Origin of the sequence: Candidatus Dedyshia acidiphila (assembly GCF_051025295.1) — a bacterium.
Lineage (GTDB): Bacteria > Acidobacteriota > Terriglobia > Terriglobales > Acidobacteriaceae > KBS-83.
Genome location: NZ_JBMGJV010000029.1, coordinates 33193 through 54592, shown reverse-complemented (window position 1 = coordinate 54592; position 21400 = coordinate 33193). Strand labels below are relative to the sequence as shown.

Annotated in this window: 20 protein-coding genes; 9 read left to right on the top strand and 11 right to left on the bottom strand. The window is 64.2% G+C overall.

The genetic code is table 11. From position 1 onward, the window contains the following. Positions 1–87: 87 nt before the first annotated feature. Positions 88–480: a hypothetical protein gene (locus tag AC5IJH_RS12780; protein ID WP_491903211.1), complete on the top strand. Its 393-nt coding sequence runs from the start codon at positions 88–90 to the stop codon at positions 478–480. Between the two features lie 102 nt (positions 481–582). Here AC5IJH_RS12780 and AC5IJH_RS12775 read toward each other — a convergent pair whose 3' ends face one another. After that, the gene (locus tag AC5IJH_RS12775) at positions 583–2307 is read right to left on the bottom strand and encodes an alkaline phosphatase family protein (RefSeq protein WP_491903210.1); all 1725 of its coding nucleotides are present in this window, start codon (positions 2305–2307) and stop codon (positions 583–585) included. Between the two features lie 219 nt (positions 2308–2526). Here AC5IJH_RS12775 and pckA point away from each other — a divergent pair, with 219 nt between their 5' ends. After that, positions 2527–4113, top strand: a complete 1587-nt coding sequence (gene pckA, locus AC5IJH_RS12770; RefSeq protein WP_491903209.1) for a phosphoenolpyruvate carboxykinase (ATP) — start codon at positions 2527–2529, stop codon at positions 4111–4113. A 24-nt stretch (positions 4114–4137) separates the two neighbouring features. Here pckA and AC5IJH_RS12765 read toward each other — a convergent pair whose 3' ends face one another. The 3 genes from AC5IJH_RS12765 to AC5IJH_RS12755 all read right to left on the bottom strand — a co-directional run bounded on the left by AC5IJH_RS12765 (position 4138) and on the right by AC5IJH_RS12755 (position 5877). After that, positions 4138–4950, bottom strand: a complete 813-nt coding sequence (locus AC5IJH_RS12765) for a methyltransferase, TIGR04325 family (protein ID WP_491903208.1) — start codon at positions 4948–4950, stop codon at positions 4138–4140. A 61-nt stretch (positions 4951–5011) separates the two neighbouring features. Further along, positions 5012–5587: an adenine phosphoribosyltransferase gene (locus AC5IJH_RS12760; protein WP_491903207.1), complete on the bottom strand. Its 576-nt coding sequence runs from the start codon at positions 5585–5587 to the stop codon at positions 5012–5014. Between the two features lie 8 nt (positions 5588–5595). Further along, positions 5596–5877: an acylphosphatase gene (locus AC5IJH_RS12755; RefSeq protein ID WP_491903206.1), complete on the bottom strand. Its 282-nt coding sequence runs from the start codon at positions 5875–5877 to the stop codon at positions 5596–5598. A 230-nt stretch (positions 5878–6107) separates the two neighbouring features. On the opposite strand from AC5IJH_RS12755, the gene AC5IJH_RS12750 reads away from it, so the two are divergent. The 3 genes from AC5IJH_RS12750 (at position 6108) to AC5IJH_RS12740 (ending at position 9642) form a co-directional block, all read left to right on the top strand. Then, positions 6108–6437 carry a PadR family transcriptional regulator gene (locus AC5IJH_RS12750; protein WP_491903205.1) on the top strand — a complete coding sequence of 110 codons (330 nt, stop codon included), beginning with the start codon at positions 6108–6110 and terminating at the stop codon, positions 6435–6437. 1 nt (position 6438) lies between these two features. Beyond that, positions 6439–9096 (top strand): ADOP family duplicated permease, encoded by a 2658-nt coding sequence (locus tag AC5IJH_RS12745; protein ID WP_491903204.1) that lies wholly within the window; start codon positions 6439–6441, stop codon positions 9094–9096. A gap of 126 nt (positions 9097–9222) precedes the next feature. Beyond that, positions 9223–9642, top strand: coding sequence for a VOC family protein (locus tag AC5IJH_RS12740; RefSeq protein ID WP_491903203.1), 420 nt, complete (start codon positions 9223–9225; stop codon positions 9640–9642). Between the two features lie 85 nt (positions 9643–9727). Here AC5IJH_RS12740 and efp read toward each other — a convergent pair whose 3' ends face one another. Further along, complete coding sequence (gene efp, locus AC5IJH_RS12735; RefSeq protein ID WP_491903202.1) at positions 9728–10288, bottom strand: elongation factor P; 561 nt, start codon at positions 10286–10288, stop codon at positions 9728–9730. Positions 10289–10544: 256 nt separating this feature from the next. Between efp and AC5IJH_RS12730 the strand changes: the two genes are divergently transcribed. Beyond that, complete coding sequence (locus AC5IJH_RS12730) at positions 10545–12311, top strand: right-handed parallel beta-helix repeat-containing protein (RefSeq protein ID WP_491903201.1); 1767 nt, start codon at positions 10545–10547, stop codon at positions 12309–12311. Positions 12312–12346: 35 nt separating this feature from the next. Here the strand turns inward: AC5IJH_RS12730 and AC5IJH_RS12725 are convergent, their stop codons facing one another. Next, entirely contained in the window at positions 12347–13561 is a 1215-nt protein-coding gene (locus AC5IJH_RS12725; protein ID WP_491903200.1) for a hypothetical protein, read from the bottom strand. 55 nt (positions 13562–13616) lie between these two features. Here AC5IJH_RS12725 and AC5IJH_RS12720 point away from each other — a divergent pair, with 55 nt between their 5' ends. Together AC5IJH_RS12720 and AC5IJH_RS12715 are read left to right on the top strand one after the other, a co-directional pair. Next, on the top strand, positions 13617–14384 hold the full coding sequence (locus AC5IJH_RS12720) for a class I SAM-dependent methyltransferase (RefSeq protein ID WP_491903199.1): 768 nt from the start codon (positions 13617–13619) through the stop codon (positions 14382–14384). A 46-nt stretch (positions 14385–14430) separates the two neighbouring features. Beyond that, positions 14431–15057: a hypothetical protein gene (locus AC5IJH_RS12715; protein ID WP_491903198.1), complete on the top strand. Its 627-nt coding sequence runs from the start codon at positions 14431–14433 to the stop codon at positions 15055–15057. Between the two features lie 43 nt (positions 15058–15100). Here the strand turns inward: AC5IJH_RS12715 and AC5IJH_RS12710 are convergent, their stop codons facing one another. Both AC5IJH_RS12710 and AC5IJH_RS12705 read right to left on the bottom strand, forming a co-directional pair. Further along, positions 15101–16123, bottom strand: coding sequence for a hypothetical protein (locus AC5IJH_RS12710; RefSeq protein WP_491903197.1), 1023 nt, complete (start codon positions 16121–16123; stop codon positions 15101–15103). After that, on the bottom strand, positions 16060–16953 hold the full coding sequence (locus AC5IJH_RS12705; protein ID WP_491903196.1) for an SDR family oxidoreductase: 894 nt from the start codon (positions 16951–16953) through the stop codon (positions 16060–16062). Before AC5IJH_RS12705 ends, AC5IJH_RS12710 begins: the two co-directional genes overlap by 64 nt. A 127-nt stretch (positions 16954–17080) precedes the next feature. Between AC5IJH_RS12705 and AC5IJH_RS12700 the strand changes: the two genes are divergently transcribed. After that, positions 17081–18055: an AraC family transcriptional regulator gene (locus AC5IJH_RS12700; RefSeq protein WP_491903195.1), complete on the top strand. Its 975-nt coding sequence runs from the start codon at positions 17081–17083 to the stop codon at positions 18053–18055. 77 nt (positions 18056–18132) lie between these two features. Here AC5IJH_RS12700 and AC5IJH_RS12695 read toward each other — a convergent pair whose 3' ends face one another. From AC5IJH_RS12695 to AC5IJH_RS12685, 3 genes are all read right to left on the bottom strand, one after another. After that, entirely contained in the window at positions 18133–19806 is a 1674-nt protein-coding gene (locus AC5IJH_RS12695) for an L-type lectin family protein (RefSeq protein ID WP_491903194.1), read from the bottom strand. Between the two features lie 505 nt (positions 19807–20311). After that, entirely contained in the window at positions 20312–20884 is a 573-nt protein-coding gene (locus AC5IJH_RS12690; protein ID WP_491903193.1) for an anthranilate synthase component II, read from the bottom strand. 72 nt (positions 20885–20956) lie between these two features. Further along, positions 20957–21343 carry a LysM peptidoglycan-binding domain-containing protein gene (locus tag AC5IJH_RS12685; RefSeq protein ID WP_491903192.1) on the bottom strand — a complete coding sequence of 129 codons (387 nt, stop codon included), beginning with the start codon at positions 21341–21343 and terminating at the stop codon, positions 20957–20959. Between the last annotated feature and the right edge of the window lie 57 nt (positions 21344–21400).

Here is a 21400-nt window from a genome sequence, read left to right as displayed (position 1 = left end):
TTTTTTGTTGCGAGCGCTCGATTCGGTGTGTATCCGCCGCTGCTCCCTGTTGCCGCTTCCGCATGATCCCGATACGCTGAATCCATCATGTACGAAGAGTTCGACGTCACCGACCGCTGGACCGGCGAAACCCTGCACTGCCTCTGGCGCGCCAACATCGTGGCCATCGCCACACGCCATGCTGACGCCATCGACGTCCGCTTCGAGGTGAGTGGCCGCCCCGTCTGGATCGCTCTCCCCGCCGTGGCCTGGGTCGAGTTCAAGCGCCGCACCGGCAACGTGATCACCGACCGGCTCACCGCGCAGATCGCCGGCCACTACCTCAAGCAGGCCGTCGAAGAGGGCTACGACAACGGTCGCGAGATGTACACCATGACCGTCGACGAAGTGCTCGCCCATCTCGATGCAGTGATGCGCGAGGCCAGGAACACCGCGAATCTGCCCATGCTGCCCGTCATCCACGAGACTTTCGTCCCGTGAGCTTCATACCCTGAACTTCGTCCTTCGCGCGAACGTCTGAGACAAACAACAAGGCCCAGCTCCTGAGCTGGGCCTTGGTGCGTCTGCGCCTGCAGAACAGGGTTAGTAGGAGACCGACAGCTTGACATCCGGCAGCACGCCCGTGCCCTCAAGCTGGACCGCCTGGAGGCTGGCCGGGTTCAGACCAAGTGCCTTCAGGACGGTCGGAGCGACCTGCGCAGTGGACACGTCAGCGTTCACCGTGTGCGCCTTGATCGAGGGGTTCGACAGCATCAGCATGACATTGGTGTCGTCATGCGAGAAGCCACCATGCTCTTCCTGCTTCTTGCTGCTGCCCGTGTAGATCACACCCGGGTTCGGCGCCACGATGATGTCTGGTGTGCGCGGATCGTTCTTTGGCGGCAGGCCTGGAGCGTTGTAGTTGAGCGCCAGCGTCGCACCGTAGTAGATGGTCCCCAGACCGATCGCCGAGGCATTCTTCTCGAGCAGCGCCACGGCGTCATCGACCTTGTACTTGTCCTTCAGCCAGATCAGCGAGACGTCATCCTCTGTCGGCCCGATGCCCGTTGGGTTGGACGGAGCCTCGGAGAGGGGAAGCAGCCCGGCATTGTCCAGCAGTGTGGCTGGCGAAGAGCCGCCGTCCTGCTTCAACTGCGGCACGAAGCGGTTGGGATCGATCGGACCCTGGCCATGCTTCGCGGTGATCACGATCAGCGTCGAGTCGTACCGGCCGGTGTCCTTGAGTCCCTGCACCATCTCGCCGATGGAATCGTCGACGAACTTGATCTCGCTCATCAGGAGCTCGCTAGGTGTGGCCGCCGCATCGAGGTAGCCGCCCTTGCCGACGTTCTTCTCGATCAGCTTCTGACCCACGCTGACGGCCTGAAAGTTCATCCCGAACAGGGTCGGGTAGACGCTGGACTTGCCATCGTGCGTCTTGCCCTGGATCTGATTGAGGATGCCCTTCACTTTGATCGTGTCGTAGCACTGAATGTTCGCGAAGCTGTCCGTCCAGGCACCTACCTGCGACGGGTCGGGTACGGTCGAGCAGGAGACACCCTCGGGCGTGGCGTACGGAATGCCCACGACGTTGGAGTTGATCTCGGGCGCGAAGAACTCGCTCAGCCCCGTCCCGCCCGGGCCGGCGACCGAGGCATAGGCCGGATGCTTGTCAAACCATGATGTGTAGCCGCCCGCCTTGCGGACGACGCCAAAGATTGTATTGGTGCGAACGAAGTCCCACGGATAGACCGGGGCGCAGCCTGCCTTGGGATCACGCGGCAGCTTCTTCGGGTCGATCGCCCGGACGTCGCCTTCCACCAGGCCCGCGCCCGGCGTGCCGCCGTTCAGCTTGCTCTGGTCCAGGTCGATGCCCTCCTCGTATTCGGCCGTCGTGCCCGTCGGCGCAGCGCCCGGGGTGCAGGGACCGCCAGCGACGCCATTGCCGGTCGTGATCGTCGGCGCATCGAGCGAGCGGTCATACCCCACGTCGTAGTACACGCCGAAGCTCTTCGGCGTACCGCCGCTGACGATCGCCGTCAGCCCGGGGAAGGAGTCCGACGGCCGCGAGGTGCTCGCCGCGGTGTAGTTCACGCCGGTCCGGCCCAACTCCGCAAGGTGAGGACAGAACGACGCACCGTTGTTGATGGTCGACACACCCTGCACGCAATTCCTGTAATCGACTGCATGCATGCCATCGATGCTGATCAGCAGCACGTGCTTGATGCGCCCCTCACCGCCACGATCGTCATCATCATCCGCGTGCGCCGCGGCTCCCGTAAGCGCCAGCGCAGCCGTGCCCGCCAGCAATAGTGCCATGTATTTCATTGGAAGAACCTCCTCTGGCGTCATAGCAACCCTGTTCGCCAGTTGGGTTCCAACCCCTTGAATATCCGGTGAATCGTGAGCCAGCTTTGTAGGCTGGGCTCCATCCGCGTGCCCGCTACGGTCAGGCCCGGCCACCCCATCTTGGCCGGACTCCACTCCCGATGGCACAATGATTGGTTTTAGATTTGGCTCGAAGCAGCTTTGGGGATTGGGAGGGGTATGGGCGCCGCCATTGCGAGCACTGTGTCGAAGACCCTGTTGGATGGGCCGCACGTTCACCGCAACCTGTCCACGCCGCAACTGGTCGAAGCAGCCATCGCGCGCGGCGAGGCGCGGCTCGCGTCGAATGGCGCAGTGGTCGCCCTGACCGGCGCGCGCACCGGCCGCTCTCCCAAGGACAAGTTCCTGGTCAAGGACGCCATCACCGAAGAGCGCGTCGACTGGGGCAAGGTCAACCAGCCCTTCTCCGCCGAACGCTTCTCTGCGCTGCTCGAGCGTGTCGAACGGCACATGCAGGAGCGCGACCGCTACGTCGTCGACCTCTACGCCGGGGCCGATCCGCACTACCAGCTGCCCATCACCATCGTGACGGAGTACGCCTGGCACGCTCTGTTCGTAAAGCAGCTCTTCGTCCGCCCCACAGCGCAGGAGCTGGCCAACCACATGGCACAGTTCACCGTGATCGCGGCTCCCGAGTTCGAAGCCGTGCCCGCGCGTGACGGCACCACGTCTTCGACCTTCATCATTACGGATTTCACGCGCAAGATTGTGCTCATCGGCGGCACAAAATATGCCGGCGAGATGAAGAAGTCCATCTTCGGCGTGATGAACTTCCTCCTGCCCGAGCGCGATGTCTTCCCCATGCACTGCTCGGCCAACGTCGGCCGCGACGGTCGCACCGCTCTCTTCTTCGGACTCTCCGGCACCGGCAAGACGACACTCTCCGCCGATCCCGAGCGCCGCCTCATCGGCGACGACGAACACGGCTGGGGCGAGCGCGGCGTCTTCAACTTCGAAGGCGGCTGCTACGCCAAGTGTGTCGACCTCACCGAAGAGAAGGAGCCGCAGATCTACCGCGCCATCCGCTTCGGCTGCGTGCTCGAGAATGTCGTTCTCAACCCGCGCACCGGCGACCCGAACTACGAAGACATCCGCTACACCGAGAACACCCGCGCCGCCTACCCGGTCGACTTCATCGAGAACGCAGTCGTCCCCGGCATCGGTGGTCAGCCCGCGAACGTGCTCTTCCTGGCCGCGGACGCCTTTGGTGTGCTGCCCCCAATCGCGAAGCTCACGCCGGAGCAGGCGATGTACCACTTCCTCTCCGGCTACACCGCGAAGCTCGCCGGCACGGAGGCTGGTCTCGGCTCCGAGCCAGTGCCGGAATTCTCCACCTGCTTCGCCTCGCCCTTCATCCCGCTCGCGCCCAAGGTCTACGCGGCCATGCTGGGTGAGCGGCTGCGCCAGTACGGCGCGCAGTGCTGGCTGGTGAATACCGGGTGGACCGGCGGCGTCTTCGGTGTCGGCAAGCGCATGAGCCTGCCTCACACCCGCGCCATGGTCACCGCTGTGCTCGACGGCAAGCTCTCCGGTGCGGAGTTCGTCACCGAGAGCGCCTTCGGCCTGCACATCCCGACCACCTGCCCGGGCGTGCCCGCAGAGATTCTCAACCCGCGCAATGCGTGGCCCGACAAGAACGCCTACGACCAGCAGGCGAAGGCCCTGGCGAAGCGCTTTGAAGAGAACTTCGCGAAGTTCGACGCGCCTGCCGAGGTCAAGGCCGCCGGTCCGCACCCCACGCGCTGAAGGCCGGTCATCTCTGGCCGTCTGTCAGGCAGCGGTCCGCTCGAGCAGCATGCCGAGATACCGGTCGATGCGGTGCCGCGGATGCCAGCGCACGTGGATGGCGCTCTCCGGGCACTCCCATTCGTCACAGATGCGGTAGCCTAACGCCTCCATGCCGCTGACGAACTCCACCCGGTTCTGCACCCTGTACGGGCAGTGCGCGGCGAAGACTGGCTGCAGCGTGTAGAACGTCTCGCCAGGCCACAAGGCTGTCCGGTTCACCAGGACGCGCCGCGGCATCGCATCGCCGAGCGGAGCCAGCAGCGCAGGCAGCGTCTTCGGCACATACTGCAGCGTGCCGGAGGTGAACAGCAGGTCTGCCCCGGCCGCATCTTCGAAGCGGCTGGTGAATGCCAGCCCTTCGCTCGGCCGGTTGCGGGCAAACTCTTCGCCCGCGCGAACGACTGCAGGCACATCGCACACCGTCCAGTGGGCGCCCGGCGGCAGCGCCCAGCGCCGCTGGTAGCTGTAATACAGCACGCCCGTGTTGCCCCCGAAGTCGAACAGCCGCGACCCCGGCTGGAGCAACCGGCTCAGGTAGAACAGGGCAGCGTAGTCGCTGATCTTGGTGTAGTCGAGCAGGTAACTGTAGAGGTTGCTGGTCTCGGTGTGGTCGTACCCGATGGGGCTGCCCTTCGGCGCGGCGGCCACGGCAGCTTCATACGTCGCGTACACGCCCGTCACGCCGGCGCCGGCAAACACCCGATGCAGCACATCGCGCGTGCGCGCAATCAGTGGATGAGCAGCGTGAGACGTCTGCCCTGCACCAGCCGACGACTTCGGGGAGCCATCCGCCACTCGCCCGCTCCTGATCGCGGTGGCACTCGTGCAGACTCTCCACCGGTTAGATCAGATGCTGTTACTCGTCGTAGTGGAGGAGGCTGAACACGTCGAAGTCAGGGAAGCGCTCGCGGCCCTTCAGGAAGTCGAGCTCAACCGCGAAGCCCAGCCCCGCAATACGTCCCCCCAACTGGCGTACCAGCTTCACCGTGGCTTCCATCGTGCCGCCGGTCGCCAGCAGGTCGTCGACGATCACCACGTTCTGCCCCGGCTCGATCGCGTCCATGTGTATTTCGAGCGAATCGCTGCCGTACTCCAGGTCGTAGGTCACCTTCGCTGTCGGCGCTGGCAGCTTGCGTGGCTTGCGCACCGGCACAAACCCCGCATTCAACCGGTACGCCAGCGCCGGGCCGAAGATGAACCCGCGCGCCTCGATGCCGAGCACCAGGTCCACGTCGCGCTCCAGATAATGCGCCGCCAGCGCGTCGATCAGCATGGCGAATCCGAGCCGGTCCTTCAGCAGCGTCGTGATGTCGTAGAACAGGATGCCGGGCTTGGGAAAGTCGGGCACAGTGCGCACCAGCCGCTTCAGGGGCTCGCAGTTGATCGGTTCCAGGTTCATCTCGTCCACCGGCATCCCTTCGTGTCTCCCCATAGCCAACGTCACCACGCTCCTTCGATCTGAAACGGACCCAGGCCCTCGCCTTCGCTCGCCGCGAGCTCTCGCGTGTCGATCGCGTCCACCCGGCTGCCGCGCGAACCCCTGCGTAGCGCCGTGCTCAGCTCATCGAGCTGCGCGGCCTCGCCCGCCGCAACCACCTCGACATGCCCGCTCTCGGTATTGCGCACCCAGCCACGCAGATCCAGCGCCGCCGCCTCCCGGTGCACAAACCACCGGAAGCCAACACCCTGCACGCGACCCTTCACGAGGTAGTAACGAACCATACGGATCAGCGCGTTCAGTGTTGCAGAGGCGGCAGGCGAGTGCAAGGCGAGGAGCCCATCGCTGGTTTGCGGAGCAGCGAGTGACTCAGGCAAGCCGGAGCAATTGCGCGTCGCGAGCGGGGATCGATGATGAAATGTCGGCGCCCGCACACAGCCGGAAGAACGAACCACCGCCCAAGGACGATTCAGCTTGACCGTATACCGAGACATCTATACAAAGACGTCTGAGTATGCCCAGGACTGACTCACTGCAAGGCTCGCTCGATCTGCTCGTGCTCAAGATCCTGTCCCGCCGCCCTCGCCTTCACGGGTACGCCATCATGGCTGCCATCGCCGGAACCTCCGGGGACGTGCTGCGCGCCGAGGAGGGTTCGCTCTACCCCGCCTTGCACCGGATGGAGGAGTCGGGCTGGATCCGCGCCGAGTGGGTCAGGAAAGACACCGGTCGGCGGGCCCGCGTCTACGAACTGACGGCCGCAGGCAAGAAGCAGTTAGGTGTTGAAGAGTCGCGCTGGCAATCCGTCAGCCTTGCCATCAACCGCGTTCTTCGAGAGGCCTGATATGTCTCTGTGGTCGCGCATCACCAATACCGTGCAGGGCGAGCGCCTGAATCGCGACATCGACGAAGAATTGCGCTCACACATGGACGAGGCCATTGCTTCGGGCCGTGATCCGCAGGAAGCGCAGCGCGCTTTCGGCTCCGCACTGCGGGCTGGCGAGGCAAGCCACAGCATTCGTGTCGCCGGATGGCTCGAATCGCTTCTCGCCGATTTTCGTTTCGGCTGGCGGCAGCTCTGCCGCAACAAGGTCATGTCCGTCGCCGCTGTGCTCTCTCTCGCGCTCGGCATCGGCTCCTGCGTCGCCGCGTTTCGGCTTCTGGACGCGCTGCTCTGGCGCCCGCTGCCCATCGCACATGCCGACAGGCTCTACGTCCTCTCCCAGAAGATCACCGGCCTGTACGACAAGCCTGCCGAGGATGACCACTGGGCCACACCGGACTTCAGACTCATGCGCGACGCCGTCAAGGATCAGGCGGACCTCATCGCGGTCAGCGACGCGGATCGCACAGACCTCACCTGGTCAACCGACGACGCGATGGAGAAGGCTCACGTCGCGTATGTCTCTGGCAACATGTTCCCCGTCTTCGGCCTCGAGCCGGCGCTCGGCCGCCTTCTCACTCCTGCCGATGACCGCGGCCCCGGGCTCGAACCTTACGCAGTCCTCTCGTGGGACTACTGGAATCACCGCTTGGGCCGCGACCCTCACGTCCTCGGCCGGTCGCTCCACATTGGTGACCAGGCCTTCGAAATCATCGGCGTCGGCCCTCGCGAGTTCACCGGCGTCGAAAAGGGAACTGTCACTGATATCTTCCTGCCTCTCAGCATGAACAGCCTGGCCACCGAGGACAGCGTCACCTGGCAGCGCACGTTCCTGATGTTGAAGCCCGGCGTTAACCCAGCGACTGCCCTCCAGCCGCTGCGCGATCACCTCTCCGCCGTCAGCCGTGCATTCGAGATGCATTGCTCCAAGTGCTTCCGCGGCATGACCCAGGAAGCGATCGATCGCGTGCTCAACCGGAGACTTGTCTTCTATCCGGCCGGAGCCGGCATCTCTGAGCTCCAGCGAGCCTATATCCGTTTGCTGAGCGCCCTCGGCTTGCTCGCCGCACTCGTCCTGCTCATCGCGTGCGTCAATGTCGCCAACATGATGACCGCCCAGGCCGCAGCCCGCGCGCATGAGATGGCTCTTCGCATTTCGATCGGCGCCGGCCGTCGTCGCCTCGTTCAGCTCATCCTGTGCCAGAGCGCGCTGCTCGCCCTGTTCGCTTCCGCCCTCGGCGCGATCTTTGCTGCGTGGTCGGCGCCGTTTGTGCTCAGCCTGATCAGTCCGCCCGACAACCCTGCGCGACTCGCCCTCCCCGCTGACTGGCGTGTGCTTCTCTTCGGCCTGGGGCTGATCCTGCTCGTCGTGCTCCTGCTTGGTCTCCTGCCTGCTCTCCGTGCCTCTGCTGTGCGGCCGGTCGCCGTTCTCAAAGGTAGTGACGATCCGCACTCGCGGCGCCGCCTCATGCGCGGAGCCATCGCTGTTCAGGTCGCCTTCTGTTTTCTCGTCCTCTTTCTCGCCTCGCTCTTCGTCGTATCCTTGCAGCGGCTGCAGAACCGCCCTCTTGGCTTCTCCACGGACCGCATCCTCCTGCTCGAGACGGTCGCCGGCAAAGGCCAGCTTCCCGTCGTCTGGAACCAAACTGCCGAAGCGCTTCGTGCGGTCCCGGGCGTGAACTCGGTTGCCATCTCCGGCTGGCCCCTGCTCGGGCGCATCATGATCAACAGCGACGTCTCGCTCAACGGCGCGCCTCCCAGTCCGACTCCCGCCTGGTTTCTGAGTGTTTCCCCGGGCTGGCTCGCCACGATGAAGATCCCTATCCTCTCCGGCCACGATTTCCGCCCTCAGGACACGTCGCCGGGAGCCGCCATCGTCAACGAAACCTTCGCCAGGACCTACTTCCCAGGCCAGGACCCCCTTGGCCGCACCTTTGAACGCGGTGCCGGTGAGCCCGTCAACAAGATCGTCGCCGTCACCCCCGACGTGCCTTACCGCGACTTGCGCGAGCCGAACCGCCCCGTCTTCTATGTCCCGTTCGATGGAGTCGACAGCAGGGCCATGCCCACAGCTGTCGGCTTCGCCACATTCCTGATTCATACCGACACGCAGAACCCGCTCGCCCTCGCCGGCTCGCTTCGCCAGTTCATCGCAGAGCGCCACAATGGTCTGCGCGTTTCGAACATCACCACCCAGCTTGATCTTGTCCGAGACCAGACGGTTCGCGAGCGCATGATCGCCACTCTCGCCGCGTTCTTTGCCGCTGTCGCGCTGCTCCTCGCGGGCATCGGACTCTACGCGGTCCTCAACTACTCCGTGCTCCAGCGTCGACGCGAGATCGGAATCCGCATCGCGATCGGCTCGACGCGCGCCGGCATCGTGCATATCCTGACTCGCGACGTGTTCCTGATGATCGCGCTCGGCGGTTGCACGGGCGTCGCCCTCGGACTGGGCGCGGCGCGCTATGTCGAGTCGCTCTTCTACCAGGTCAGGGCGACCGACGCCGACATCATCGCTCTGCCGACGTGTGCCATTCTCCTCGCAGCGCTCTTCGCCACCCTGCCTGCCGTGCTTCGCGCGCTGCGTACCGATCCGACCGAGATCCTGCGCGCCGAGTAAGGCGCGTCTGCCTGCAATCCTCGTTCAGCCGGAGAAGATGGCTGCCGCGAGGTGCCTCGTGACGGCGTACACTCAACCCGCTGTCGCGTCGCAAGGTAATACGACAGCTCGAGGAGGGCACCACTCATGCGCATGAACGTGCACTTGAACTTCCAGGGAAACTGCGCCGAAGCCTTCGCATTCTACGCAGATGTATTCCAGGCCGGCAGCCCGTTTCAGATGCCGTACAGCGCGGCTCCGGAGGCAGCTCCGATTCCCGCAAACTGGCGGGACAAGGTCATGCATGCATCGGTCCCGATCGGCGGCGCACTGCTGATGGGCTGCGATGCGCCCCCAGGCTCGTCGAGCCCGCAAGCCGGCTTCCAGGTCTGTGTCGAGAGTCGCGACGAAGCGGAGGTCCGGCGCATCTACGCAGCTCTCAGCAACGGCGGCTCGACGCAGATGCCACTCGCTCCGACCTTCTGGTCGCCACTCTTTGGCATGTGTATGGACAAGTTCGGTGTCGCCTGGATGGTCAGCCAGGAGAGTGAGACCGCACCGGCGTGAGCAAGCCACACCGTCACGTGAAGACGTAGCCCACAAAGGAAGAGGGAGCGACATGGTCGCTCCCTCTTCCTTTTGCTGCGGCTCCTTACGCCCGGGACAGGTACGCGCCCTCGGCCGTGTCGACCCGAATCTTCTCGCCCTCGTTGATGAACGGCGGCACCTGCACCACCAGCCCGGTCTCGAGCGTGGCCGGCTTCGTCACACTCGACGCAGTCGCCGACTTCAGCCCCGGCTCCGTCTGGATCACCGTCATCTCCACCGTCTGCGGCAGCTCGATGCCGACGGGAACACCGTCGAACTGCGAGACGCGAATCTGCAGGTTCGGGATCAGGTACTCGACCGAATCGCCCAGCGTGTCGCGCTTCAGGTGGGTTTGCTCATAGTTTTCGGTGTTCATGAAGTAGTAGTCGTCACCGTCGGAGTACAGAAACTCCATCGGAATTTCATCGACGATCACGCGCTCGATCGGGTCAGGGGAGCGGAAGCGATGCTCGAACATGGCGCCGGTGCGCAGGTTGCGCAGCTTGGCCTGGATAAAGGCGCGCAGGTTGCCGGGGGTGCGGTGCTCCACGCTGAACACCGCGTGTAGCTCATTGTTGTGCTTGATGATCATGCCCGGACGCATCTGGGTGGCGGGGATCGCCATAACGGGGAAAGCTCCTTGTTCGAAGAAAAGTCACTCTGGAGAACGCTGCAGATTGTGACGCCGCAAAGGGCACAATACGACCGCTCACCACGGCCACAGAGGGGGGCCGCACCTAAAGTTGAATTGTAGCGCAGGGGACGGACTGCTATGGTGAGCCGGCACCCCCTCTGCAGACGCACGCAAGCAAAGGCTCGCACTCGTGTGTGCAGGCCGCAGGCGAACCGGCAGCGGGGCACCCGACCAGGAGAGCGATCTGATGAAGCGACGCGAGTTTCTCGGCCACACCGTCCGCACGGCTGCCATCGGAGCCGGCGCGGCTCTCGCCCGGCGCGCCGGCTTCGGCCAGTCCGCCCCGTCCACGAAATCCGTCGGTACCTCGCGTCGCGCCTCGGTCACCGACTTCGGCGCCGACCCGACCGGCGAGCGGGACTCCACCGCCGCCGTGCAGAAAGCCATCGCCTCGCTGGCGCGCCGCAATGCCCGGCTCGTCTTCCCAGCCGGCAAATACACCTTCGCCGCGTCCGATGGCGTCCTCATGGAGTTCCGCGAATACGAAGGCCTCGAAATCTTCGGCAACGGCGCCGAGCTCTCCTTCGCGGGCGCAACCCGCCCGCTCTTGCTCAATCGCTGCCAGGATCTCGAGATCCACGACATCATCATCGACTGGACCCGCCCGCCGTTCTCGCAGGGCAAGGTGCGCAGCGTCTCTGGCCGCGAGGTCACCGTCGCCGTCGACGCCGACTTTCCGCTCGAGGGCACCGATCCGATCACCACCGTCCTCAGCGTCGAGGCGCACGGCAAGAACGGCACGCCCGGCTCGCATCGTGTCGTCAGCACGCAGAGCCGTGGCGCGGAGACCGTGGTGCTCACGCTTGAAGAGCCAGCGACCTTTCCCGAGGGAACATCGGTCGCCCTGCTGCATCCCGGCGCGGGCCAGGCTGCCATCGAACTCGAAGGTTGCGAGCAGGTGCTGCTCGAAACCGTGATGCTGCACAGTGCGCCCGGCGCCGCGGTGCGCATGCATGGCTGCCGCGATCTCACCTTTGACACGGTGCGCGTACTCCCCCACCCGGGCAGCGGACGCCTGCTCTCCTCCGCCGGCACGGGACTCTCTCTGCTCGACTGCGCAGGCAGCGTCACCGCGCAGCATGCCATCTTCGACAGCACGGCGCGCGCCGGCATGGAAGTGCAACAGTCCCTGTGGCGGATCACCGAGGTCGTCGACCCGCAGATCGCCATGGTCGCCAGCCCCGACGGCAAGCCTGTGCCCGCCTGGCTGCTGCCCCGGCAGAGCACCTACCTGCAAATCAACGAAAGCGGCACACTCAAGCTGCTCGGTGAGATCGTCCTCACCAAGGCAGAGTCGGCCCCTGGCGGCATGAAGCTCAGCTTCGACGAAACGCTCTCGCCCTCCGTCGGCAAGGGCGCGCTGCTCTGCCTCAGCGCCATCAATCAGCCGCAGCTCAAGCTCGACGACTGCCACTTCCGCGGCGGCGCGCAGCATGGCCTGGTCGCGCAGTCGCGTCTGCGCATCAGTGGCAGCAGCTTCAGTGGCTACAACGGCGCGGCCATCCTGCTCGCACCCGATCCGGAGCGCATGCGCGGACCAGTGGTGCAGAGCATCCACGTCAACGACTGCACCTTCGAGAAATGCGCCACCTCGGTGCGTGGTCCGCGCGGCACCATCACCATCGACACCTCTGCCGAGCGCAGCGAGCCGGTCACCCCGCCCGCCCGCATCAACTCGGGCATCACGCTGCAGCGCAACACGTTCACGCAGCTCGGCGGCCCGGCCATCTACTGCGCTGGCGCCAACTGGCTCGATGTGGAATCGAATCGCTTCCGCGACTGCGACCTGCTGCACGCCGAGGGCACGACTCCCGCCGCCATCGTGCTGCGCAATGTCGACGAGAGCACGCTGACCCAGAACGAGGCGGCCAACGACGCGCACATCGTCCTGATCGATTGCACGGACAAGGTCAAGGTCACAGACAACACCAACCTGACCACCGCCACCAGCTAGCGCGCGACCACCGTCTTGGACTGCCCGCTGCGGCTCTAGGGCTGCGCGCTGCCCTGGTCTTCTGCGCCGAACACGCGGGCAAAGAAGCGGCCCACACGTCGGAAGAAGCGGCTCACCACTGGCCGCGGAGGTTGCGGCGCTTCTGTCGTCGCCACCGCGGAACTTGCCGGAGCCGCCGCTGGCGCGGCTGGCTGCGTGATTGGCTGCGTCACCGGGACCGCAGGCGTCGTCCGCGTGCGCGCCGGTGCTGGCGGCACAACGGGAACGCGGGGCACAGCCGGAGCCGCACTCTCAGGCGCTGAGGTATCCGGAGCCGGCGCACTCGCGCCCACCGCGGGCAGCGAGCCGTCCCCCACCGCGGGCAGCGAGCCGTCATAGTGCAGCGGCACCACCACCTGCGCGTGCACCTCTCCCGGCGCAGCCACCGGCTCGGTCGGCGGCAGCGGCGGCTTCGTCAGCCCCTCACTCACCGCCAGAGGAAACGTCGTATCGGCCGGCGTCGACGACGGCCCGCCCACCGGATGACCTGCCGCCGCAGGCGTCGGCGCTCCGCCCGTGCCTGCCGTCGCCACGGAGATCGGCGGTGCGGCCGGCGGACACCCGCAGGGCTCCTTCTCCGTATCCACCACTTCCTTCAGGCTGCCGTGCTGGAAGCTGACATGCTGCCCCGGCTGTACCCGGTAGAGGCCGCCTTCGAGCGGACTGGTCACCGTAATGTACGGTGCATTCGCGCCGCGGTTGTCGATACATGTATCGCCCTGCTGGCTTACCCGGATGCTCACATCCGCCTCGCCCGGCCCCGAGATCAGGATGCGCAGGTCCGGCGTCAGCAGCACGTCGGAGTACTTGCTCGTGGGATACCGCGCCTCGATCGCGCCACGGTCCAGCCCCAGCATCAGCCCAGACGCATCCGCCGCTTCGATCGAGCGATCCCGCGACAGGTGGACGCTGGTCGTCGCGCACAGCCGCAGCTCGCCGCCACGCGTCAGCGTGATCGGCACCGTCTCCGTACCTGCCGTGATCGTGCTGCCATTGCCGAGCTGCATCTCGCCATTCGCGACGCGTACGTCCCCGGCGATCTGCACGCCGGTGGCGTCCACCATCTGCGCCCGGGTGCGGCCGATGTACGGCGACGCCGGTGCCTGCGCCTGCGCTGCCGGCGCGAGCACTGCGGCCGCCAGCAGCAGCGGGCCGGCAACCACGGTCTGCCACAAATTCTGCATAGTCTGGGTCAGGGGATTGGTTTCCACTACCATTGTAAGAGGACGCAGCCTGCGTACGACCGTTGTGGAGGGCAGCCCGCATTTGAGCACCGAACCGACCGCGTCACCCAACACCCCGACGTCCCCTAATCCGACATCACAGACCCCGACGTCACAGACCCCGCCCGCGACGCCCGCCAGCGACTTTGTCCCGTTCGCCGCCGGCTCCCCGCAGGACCCCGCCCGCTACATCCAGTTCGGCTGCGGCCTCTGCGCGCCTGCTTCGTGGCGCAACTTCGACGCCGGCCCCGCCTTCTGGATGGAGCGCAACCTGCCCTTCCTCAAGCCCATGCTGCTCAAGCGCGGCTTCCCGGACTACCCCGCCAACATCGAGTACGGCGACGTCACCCGCGGCCTCCCCGTCCCTGCCGGTCTGGCCGAGGCCGTCTACTGCTCGCATGTGCTCGAGCACCTCGCGCTCGACGAGTTCCGTGCCACGCTGCGCAACGTCTTCACCTACCTGCGCCCCGGCGGCGTCTTCCGCTTCGTGCTCCCCGACCTCGAGTCGCTCATCCGCACCTACACCAGTTCGCCCGACCCCGAGGCGGCCAGCCGCTTCATGCGCGACTCCTATCTCGGCATGGACTCGCACGGCCGCGGCGCCTCGCGCCTGCTCCGCCTGCTCTTCGGCCGCAGCGCCCACCTCTGGATGTGGGACGAGAAGAACATGAGCCGCGAGCTCGCGGCCGCCGGCTTTACCGACATCCGGCGCGCGCAGATGGGCGACAACCCCGACCCGCACTTCGCCGACGTCGAGGACATTGGCCGATGGCAGGACTGCCTCGGCATGCAGTGCCGCCGCCCCGGCTAAGTCACGCCCAAGCAACGCACCCGCGCCAGTTGGAATCTGTTGCGTCATGCCCGCACGCGACCTCGTTCCCACGCACACAGCCCCGAAACGCTTATCGAGACGGACGCCGCGCTCGATCCGTCTTGCGGCCCTCGCGCTCGCGCTGCTCGCCCTCACCGGATGTCTGTCGCGCCGCCGTCGGCCCAGCAACACCAACTTCCAGCGCGCCATCAACGCCTACTTCTACAACGGCCACGACGACTGCCTCTACACCGCCGCCGTCAAGTTTCCGAATGAAGTGAAGATCACCGAGAAGGACGAGATGCGCCAGATGGACGCGCTCGCCAAGGCCGGCCTGCTCCAGCGTGTCGAAGATGGCGCCTTCAAGCTGGTGCGCTACTCGCTCACACCGCTCGGCACGCGCGCCACCGGCCGCTTCTGCTACGGCCACCGTGACGTCACCTCCGTCGAGAGCTACACGCCGCCGCGCAAGGTGGAAGGCCGCGAAGCCTCCGACGTCACCTATCACTACCGCCTGGTCGACTCGCCGCAGTGGGCGCAGGATGAAAACCTGCACCGTGCCTTCCCCAAGCTCGGCGAAGAGACCGCACCCAGCCCCATTGGCAAAACCACCGTCATGACCGCCTACAACGGCTGGGAAGTCCCCGACTACGGCGCGCCCGTAATCCGCTGACTCTCACGTACGGCGCCCGGCAGAGTTTGCATTAGCTCAGTGACTAGGTCTGATCAGCTGAAAGCATTGGGAGTGCTTCCGATTCGGTGCTAACAAGGAGATCTTTCTTTTCACATCCAGAGCTGCGCAGCCGCTTATCGTCAAGGGTACCGATATGGGAGTTGTGGTAGCTGCGCAGCCAGCCAAATTTCGAAGCTACCGAATCCAGCCCTGAGACGTCCGAAATCTTCGATGTGATGAGATCACGGTGTTCCTTCAACAACTCCAGGTAATCCGCGGGATGGTCTAGTTCAGACTCAATGGCCCTCAAGTAGTCTATGAACCAAACCCCATCACTGCCCTGTGAGATCAGCTGCAACATGTCTCTGACTTCGTTCTCATACGACTGGGTGCGAAGAGCCGGATTGTCCCTTAGTGTCTCGAAAACTTCTGGATCTATAATCACCCGCGGATACAGCGCAACTGTGGACTCCAACTCGTAGGCTCTAACCAGACCTGGTCCGAATGTGACGTCACCGCTTGCATAAATTTGTCCTATGGTCAGCGCTCCGCGAAGCAGAACCTCGCTCCGGATGAGATCTGCTTGTATATGCACCAAGTCAAGAAGCTCCATGAACAGCAGGTGTTCCTGCGTCGAGCCGTTGCGCTGGTGCAAAGGAATCGTGCGAAGCACCAAGTCTGAAAAGTTGGTGAAAGTGGACCCTTGCATCTGCGCGATGTCCGCATCTGTCTCTGAGTGCCGTCTCAATGCGCGAAGCTTTTGCGCGACGCTCTCCGCGTTTTGATCGCTAGCGATCAAAGCTCTGAAGCCCAGGACATCAAAGTACGAAATGATGGAGGTGGTGTACTGTGCCATCCTGATCACTAGGATTAGCACAGACACCGGCGTCATGCAGCCCAGCGATTCAGGATTAATCCCACCCGCGTCAAATGTGGGAAGTCCCCGACTACGGCGCGCCCGTAATCCGCTGAAGCAGCGGATCACGCGAATCACGACCTCGCCTACTCGCTGAAGTACCGCGCGTGGTCGACATCCGCCAGCAGCCCTGGCTGCAATGGCTGCCATCCCAATTCCTGCTGCGTCTTCGCGCTCGAGGCCGGAGTGTCCGCGCCGACAAAGTGTGCGAAGAAGCCGAAGTGCTCAGCCGCTTCTTCCGCAGACTTCGACGCCACCGGTACACCCAGCCGTCGGCCGATGACCGCCGCGATCTCTCGCATCGGCACACCTTCGTCGCCGATCGCGTTGTAACGCGCGCCGCGTACGCCCTTCTCGAGCGCCAGCCGAAACGCACGCGCTGCATCCAGGCGGTGCACCGCGGGCCAGCGATTCTGCCCGTCCCCGATGTACGCCGCCACGCCCTTCTGCCGCGCGATGCCGATCAGCATCGGGACAAAACCATGATCGCCCTCTCCGTGGACCGAGGGTGGCAGCCGCATCACCGAAGCATTCACACCACGCTCTGCCAGCGAAAGCCCCGTGTGCTCCGAGCTGCGCGGATACGCGTCACTGACCGGAACCGCCGCATCATCTTCGGTTCCCAGGCGTCCCGCCGCCTGCAGCGCAAGCCCCGCGGTCACCAGCAGCGGCCGCTCCGATCCGGCAAGCGCCGCGCCCAGCGTTTCGATCGCGCGCTTGTCCTGCTCGCAGCTCTCCTTGAACTTTGAGAAGTCGTGATTGAAGCCAGTGTGAATCACGCCATCTGCCTGCGCTGCGCCCCTGCGCAGGCTGTCGAGATCGTCCAGGTCGCCGCGCAGCACTTCCGCTCCCGCGGCAGCCACCGTCTTTGCCGATGCCTCGGAGCGCGCCAGTCCGACCACTGCATGCCCCGCACGCACCAGCTCCTCGAGAACCGCGGATCCGACAAAGCCCGAAGCACCTGTGACAAATACCCGCATCGTGATCTCTCCCCTTGTCATCCTGTTTGGTAGCCACAAAAGCGGCCTGACCCCAGCCTAGGGAAGCTGCAGCCAAACGGCTATGCTAGGGTGTCCGTCGTACCTTCGCCATCGTCCGGAAATACTTATGGACTCGCTGCCCGACCCGCTCTCCGAAGTGTTGTCGCTGCTCAAACCGCGCAGCTTTGTCACTGCCGCGCTCACTGCCGGCGGAGACTGGTCGCTCCACTTCCCGCGGCACAATGCCATGAAGTTCCAGGCCGTGATCTCGGGTGAGTGCTGGCTCACCGTCGAAGGCATCACCGAGCCTGTGCGGCTCCAGCCCGGCGATTGCTTCCTGCTTACGCAGGGCCGCCCCTTTGGGCTCTCGAGCGATACAAGCCTCGCACCTACCGACGCAAAGACCATCTTCCCGCCGGCGCAACGAGGCGGCATGGTCTCCTTCAACGGCGGTGGTGACTTCCTGATCGTCGGCAGCCTGTTCACTCTCGCCAGCAGCCAGGCGCCCGTGCTCGTCAGCGTGCTGCCGCCCATCGTGCATATCCGCCAGGAGTCGGACAGGGCAGCACTGCGCTGGACGCTCGATCGCATGATGGAAGAAGGGCGCGACCGGCAGGCCGGCAGCTCGCTCATCGCGCAACACCTCGCGCACATCATCCTCGTCCAGACACTGCGCCTCCATCTCGCCGAGGGCGCTCGCGGCGGCGTCGGCTGGCTCTTCGCGCTCGCCGACCCGCAGATGAGCACCGCCATGCAGGCCCTGCACGCCGATCCCGCGCATCGCTGGTCCATCCAGGAGCTCGCGGAGCGCGTCGGCATGTCGCGTTCGAGCTTCGCGCTCAAATTCAAGGAGACGGTCGGCTCGTCCCCGATGGATTACCTGGCACGCTGGCGCATGCTGCTCGCCGAAGACCGGCTCGAGACGACCACTGATCCCATCTCCACCATTGCGCTCTCGCTCGGTTACGAATCGGAGAGCGCCTTCAGCACCGCGTTCAAACGCATCATGGGCTGTTCACCGCGGCAGTTCAGCCGCATCCGCCACCCGCAGGTCGTCGCGGCCCGCGGCCGTCGCGAACAACTGCAGCCCGTCGCCGACTAATTCGGAGGGATGACTCAACAAAGAAAAGGGCCCTCAGCGCGAGGGCCCTTCTTGTTGCAGTTACAGGGAAACATCCGCTACTGGATCGTGTCGCTGCCCAGGTTGCCGATTGAGTCGAGGTAGAAGAAGTTGCCAGGAGCATACGGCCCCACACCAGCAATACCCTGCACCGAGTTACCCGTGATTGACGAATTGGTGAAGTATCCATTCGCGCTCTGCAGATACATGCCACCCGCAAACGCTCCTGCATTGCCGTTGAACGTCGACCGATCGATCGCGGTCTTGCCGCCCGACGCGTCTTCGACAAAGAAGAAGCCGCCGCCGTAGGCATTCGCGTGATTGCGATCCGTATGCGTGCCGCACATCTGCACGCCGACGTGCACACCGTCGATGTAGATACCGCCGCCATTGCCACCATTGCCCGGGTTGCCGCCGGTCCCGGTCGCCTGGTTGCCCTGCATCGTGTCGTTCACCGCAACCAGCGTGCCGCCCAGGTGACCGATCGCGCCGCCGTTGCTCGCCCGGTTGCCTTCGAACACACTGCCCACCACCGTCGTCGTGCCCACGCCGACAGAGTAGATTGCGCCCCCCGCTGAATCCTGCCCACCATTCGGTCCGACGTTGTTGATGAACCGGCTGTTGATCACGTTCAGGGTTCCGCCGTAGCGAAGGATCGCGCCACCGCCGGTCGGCGAGCCAGTGCCCCCGTTGTCGTTTGCGTAGCCATTCGCAAACGTGACGTTCTGCACCGTCACCGTGGGGCTCGTCGCCTCATAGTTGTGCGTGTTGATCAGCAGTTGCCGCACTCGTCCGCCGCCATCGAGTGTGACGAGATTGCCGCCATCGATCACCGTGTTCCGCGAAATCGATTTCGTGGAGCTCAGCGGAATGCGGACTGGTGTCGGACCGCAATTGAAGGTCACCGTGCCACCCGCGGCCAGCGCATTGTTCAACGCGCCCTCGGTGCAGCTTGCCGGGCTGCCGTTGCCCACCACATTGCCATTGCCGCCCGTATAGACCGGACCCATCGGCGACGCACAGGCGCTCGCGCCAGGCGTGGTCGAAGCATAAGTCCAGTTCAGGATGTTCTGCGTTGCTGTCAGCCCTCCGGTGCCTCCCGTGAAGCCGACATAGGCCGTGCTGCCGCCCACAGCCGCCGGGATATTCACGCTGTAGCTCTGGGTGGTCACCGCTCCGGTATTCGTATCGGCAATGGATACGATCAGCGTTGCGCCGTCGTACACCATGTGCACCTGGAACAGATCGCCGGAGTGCAGGTTGATGCCGCTGTTGGTCAGGTCAACCGCAGACCCGCCCGGAAACGCGCCGTACTGGTAGAGACCCGTCGAGTTCACTCCCTCGCCGCTGTTGTTGTACAGGTCGAACTTGATGCCAACGCTCTTCGGGAGACCCTGATATCCCAGGCCACCACCTACCGCGCCCAGCGCCGTGGCGCCGGCATTCTGAACCACAAACGTGAAGCCATCCGCACCGGGATTGCTCAGCCGGAAGGTGAAGTCGTTTGTGAAGCCTTGCACGTTGACCGGCGTCGCATACATCGCGCCACCTACTTCGAAGCCGCCGCCGTCGGTCAACTGCAACGATGAACCATTCAGCTTCGCCGAGCCGACGATTGCTAATTCACTGGAATTAAATCCGGAGTTATAAGAAATGTTCTGTGCATCAAGAGCAGCGGACCCTGACAGTAAAAGCAGCAGGGCAAAGCAGGATTTGGGGGATATCAAGCTCATAACCTCAGTCCCGAATTGGGAAGTTGACCCGATCATGAGGGAGGTTGCCTCTAGATGCAAGTTTTTCGTTTTCACAACTGATAGCGCGTAGCGATCACGTGAGCTACCAGTTCATATCTTCACTATCGCGCAAGAATTCCATCATCCGGTGTTTGCATAACTTGCTCCAGCTGACTACAACTACCCTGAAACTTTTGTTGAAGGTGGTAGTCTCCAACGGAATCCCAGCCATGATGCAGGCTGGGGATATCTCTAGCGAGCCGATAAGTCCACACAATGGCGCACGCGCGCGCACCGTGGTAGGTGTCGGAAGCGCTGCACTGTGAGTGCTCGAACTACTTACGAGTAAGTAGGGCAATAATTACAGACCATGTGGAGTTAGGGGTTCAGGGCGAGCACCGCCCTAACTCAGCTCCTTACCCAGTTAACTATTCATCCGAGGAGACTTACTCGCATCGAGTTACCCGTCCGAGAAGGCGTCGCGTCGCTTTTTGCCGATAGAGCGCTATAAGTCGAGAAAATTCTGGATCAGCCGCTTGCCATCCTGCGTCAGCACACTCTCCGGATGAAACTGCACACCTTCAATCGGCAGCTCGCGATGGCGCAGACCCATGATGATGCCGTCTTCGGCCCGCGCCGACACTTCAAGCTCCGCCGGCAGACTCTCGTCCGCCACAATCAGCGAGTGATAGCGAGTGCACGTCATCGGGCTCGCGATCCCCGTGTACAGCGTCCTGCCATCGTGCGTCACCGGACTCGTCTTGCCGTGCATCAGGTGCGGCGCGCGCACCACCTGCCCGCCGAACGCAGCCCCGATCGCCTGGTGTCCCAGGCACACACCCAGGATCGGCACGCGTCGGGTGGACTTGGCAAAGTGGCGAATCAGCGGGATGCTGATGCCCGCCTCCTGCGGTGTGCATGGGCCGGGCGATAGCAGGATGCGCTCCGGCTGAAGCGCCTCAACCGCCTCCGGCGTCAACTCGTCGTTCCGGCGCACCACCATCTCGGCGCCGAGCTCGCCCATGTACTGCACCAGGTTGTAGGTGAACGAGTCGTAGTTATCGAGGACAAAAATCATGCCGGTCTCTGGAAGCTCTCAGGGGAGCGAGCGACAGCGCCCGCCCTCCCTTTGAGTGTACCGGCGTGGCGCTTAGAGCGTCGGGATCTTCAGCGTCTGACCCGCGCGGATCAGGTCCGGATTGTCCAGCCCGTTCGCCTCCGCGATCTTCTGATAGTGATTGGCCGAGCCGTAGAAGTGCTTGCTGATCTTCGACAGGTTGTCGCCCGACTGGATCGTATACGTCTGGTCGCTGCCCGTGGTCGTGATCTCGTGGTGCAGGTCGCTGTAGCTCGGATCCACCTGCTTGATTGCATCCCACACCCGGTTCGCCACCACCTGCGAAGGCACGCTCGCCTTCAGTAGCAGCTTGTCGCCATCGAGCGAGACATCCTGTACCTGCGCACCCTGCGCGCTGAAGCTCTCGATGGTTTCAATAACGGGCGCGTACTTCTGCTTAAGCTGATTCAGATCTGCCATGTGGGCTCACTCCTGTGTTGTCTACGTGATTGTGTCGGGACGCGAAGAAACCGCGAG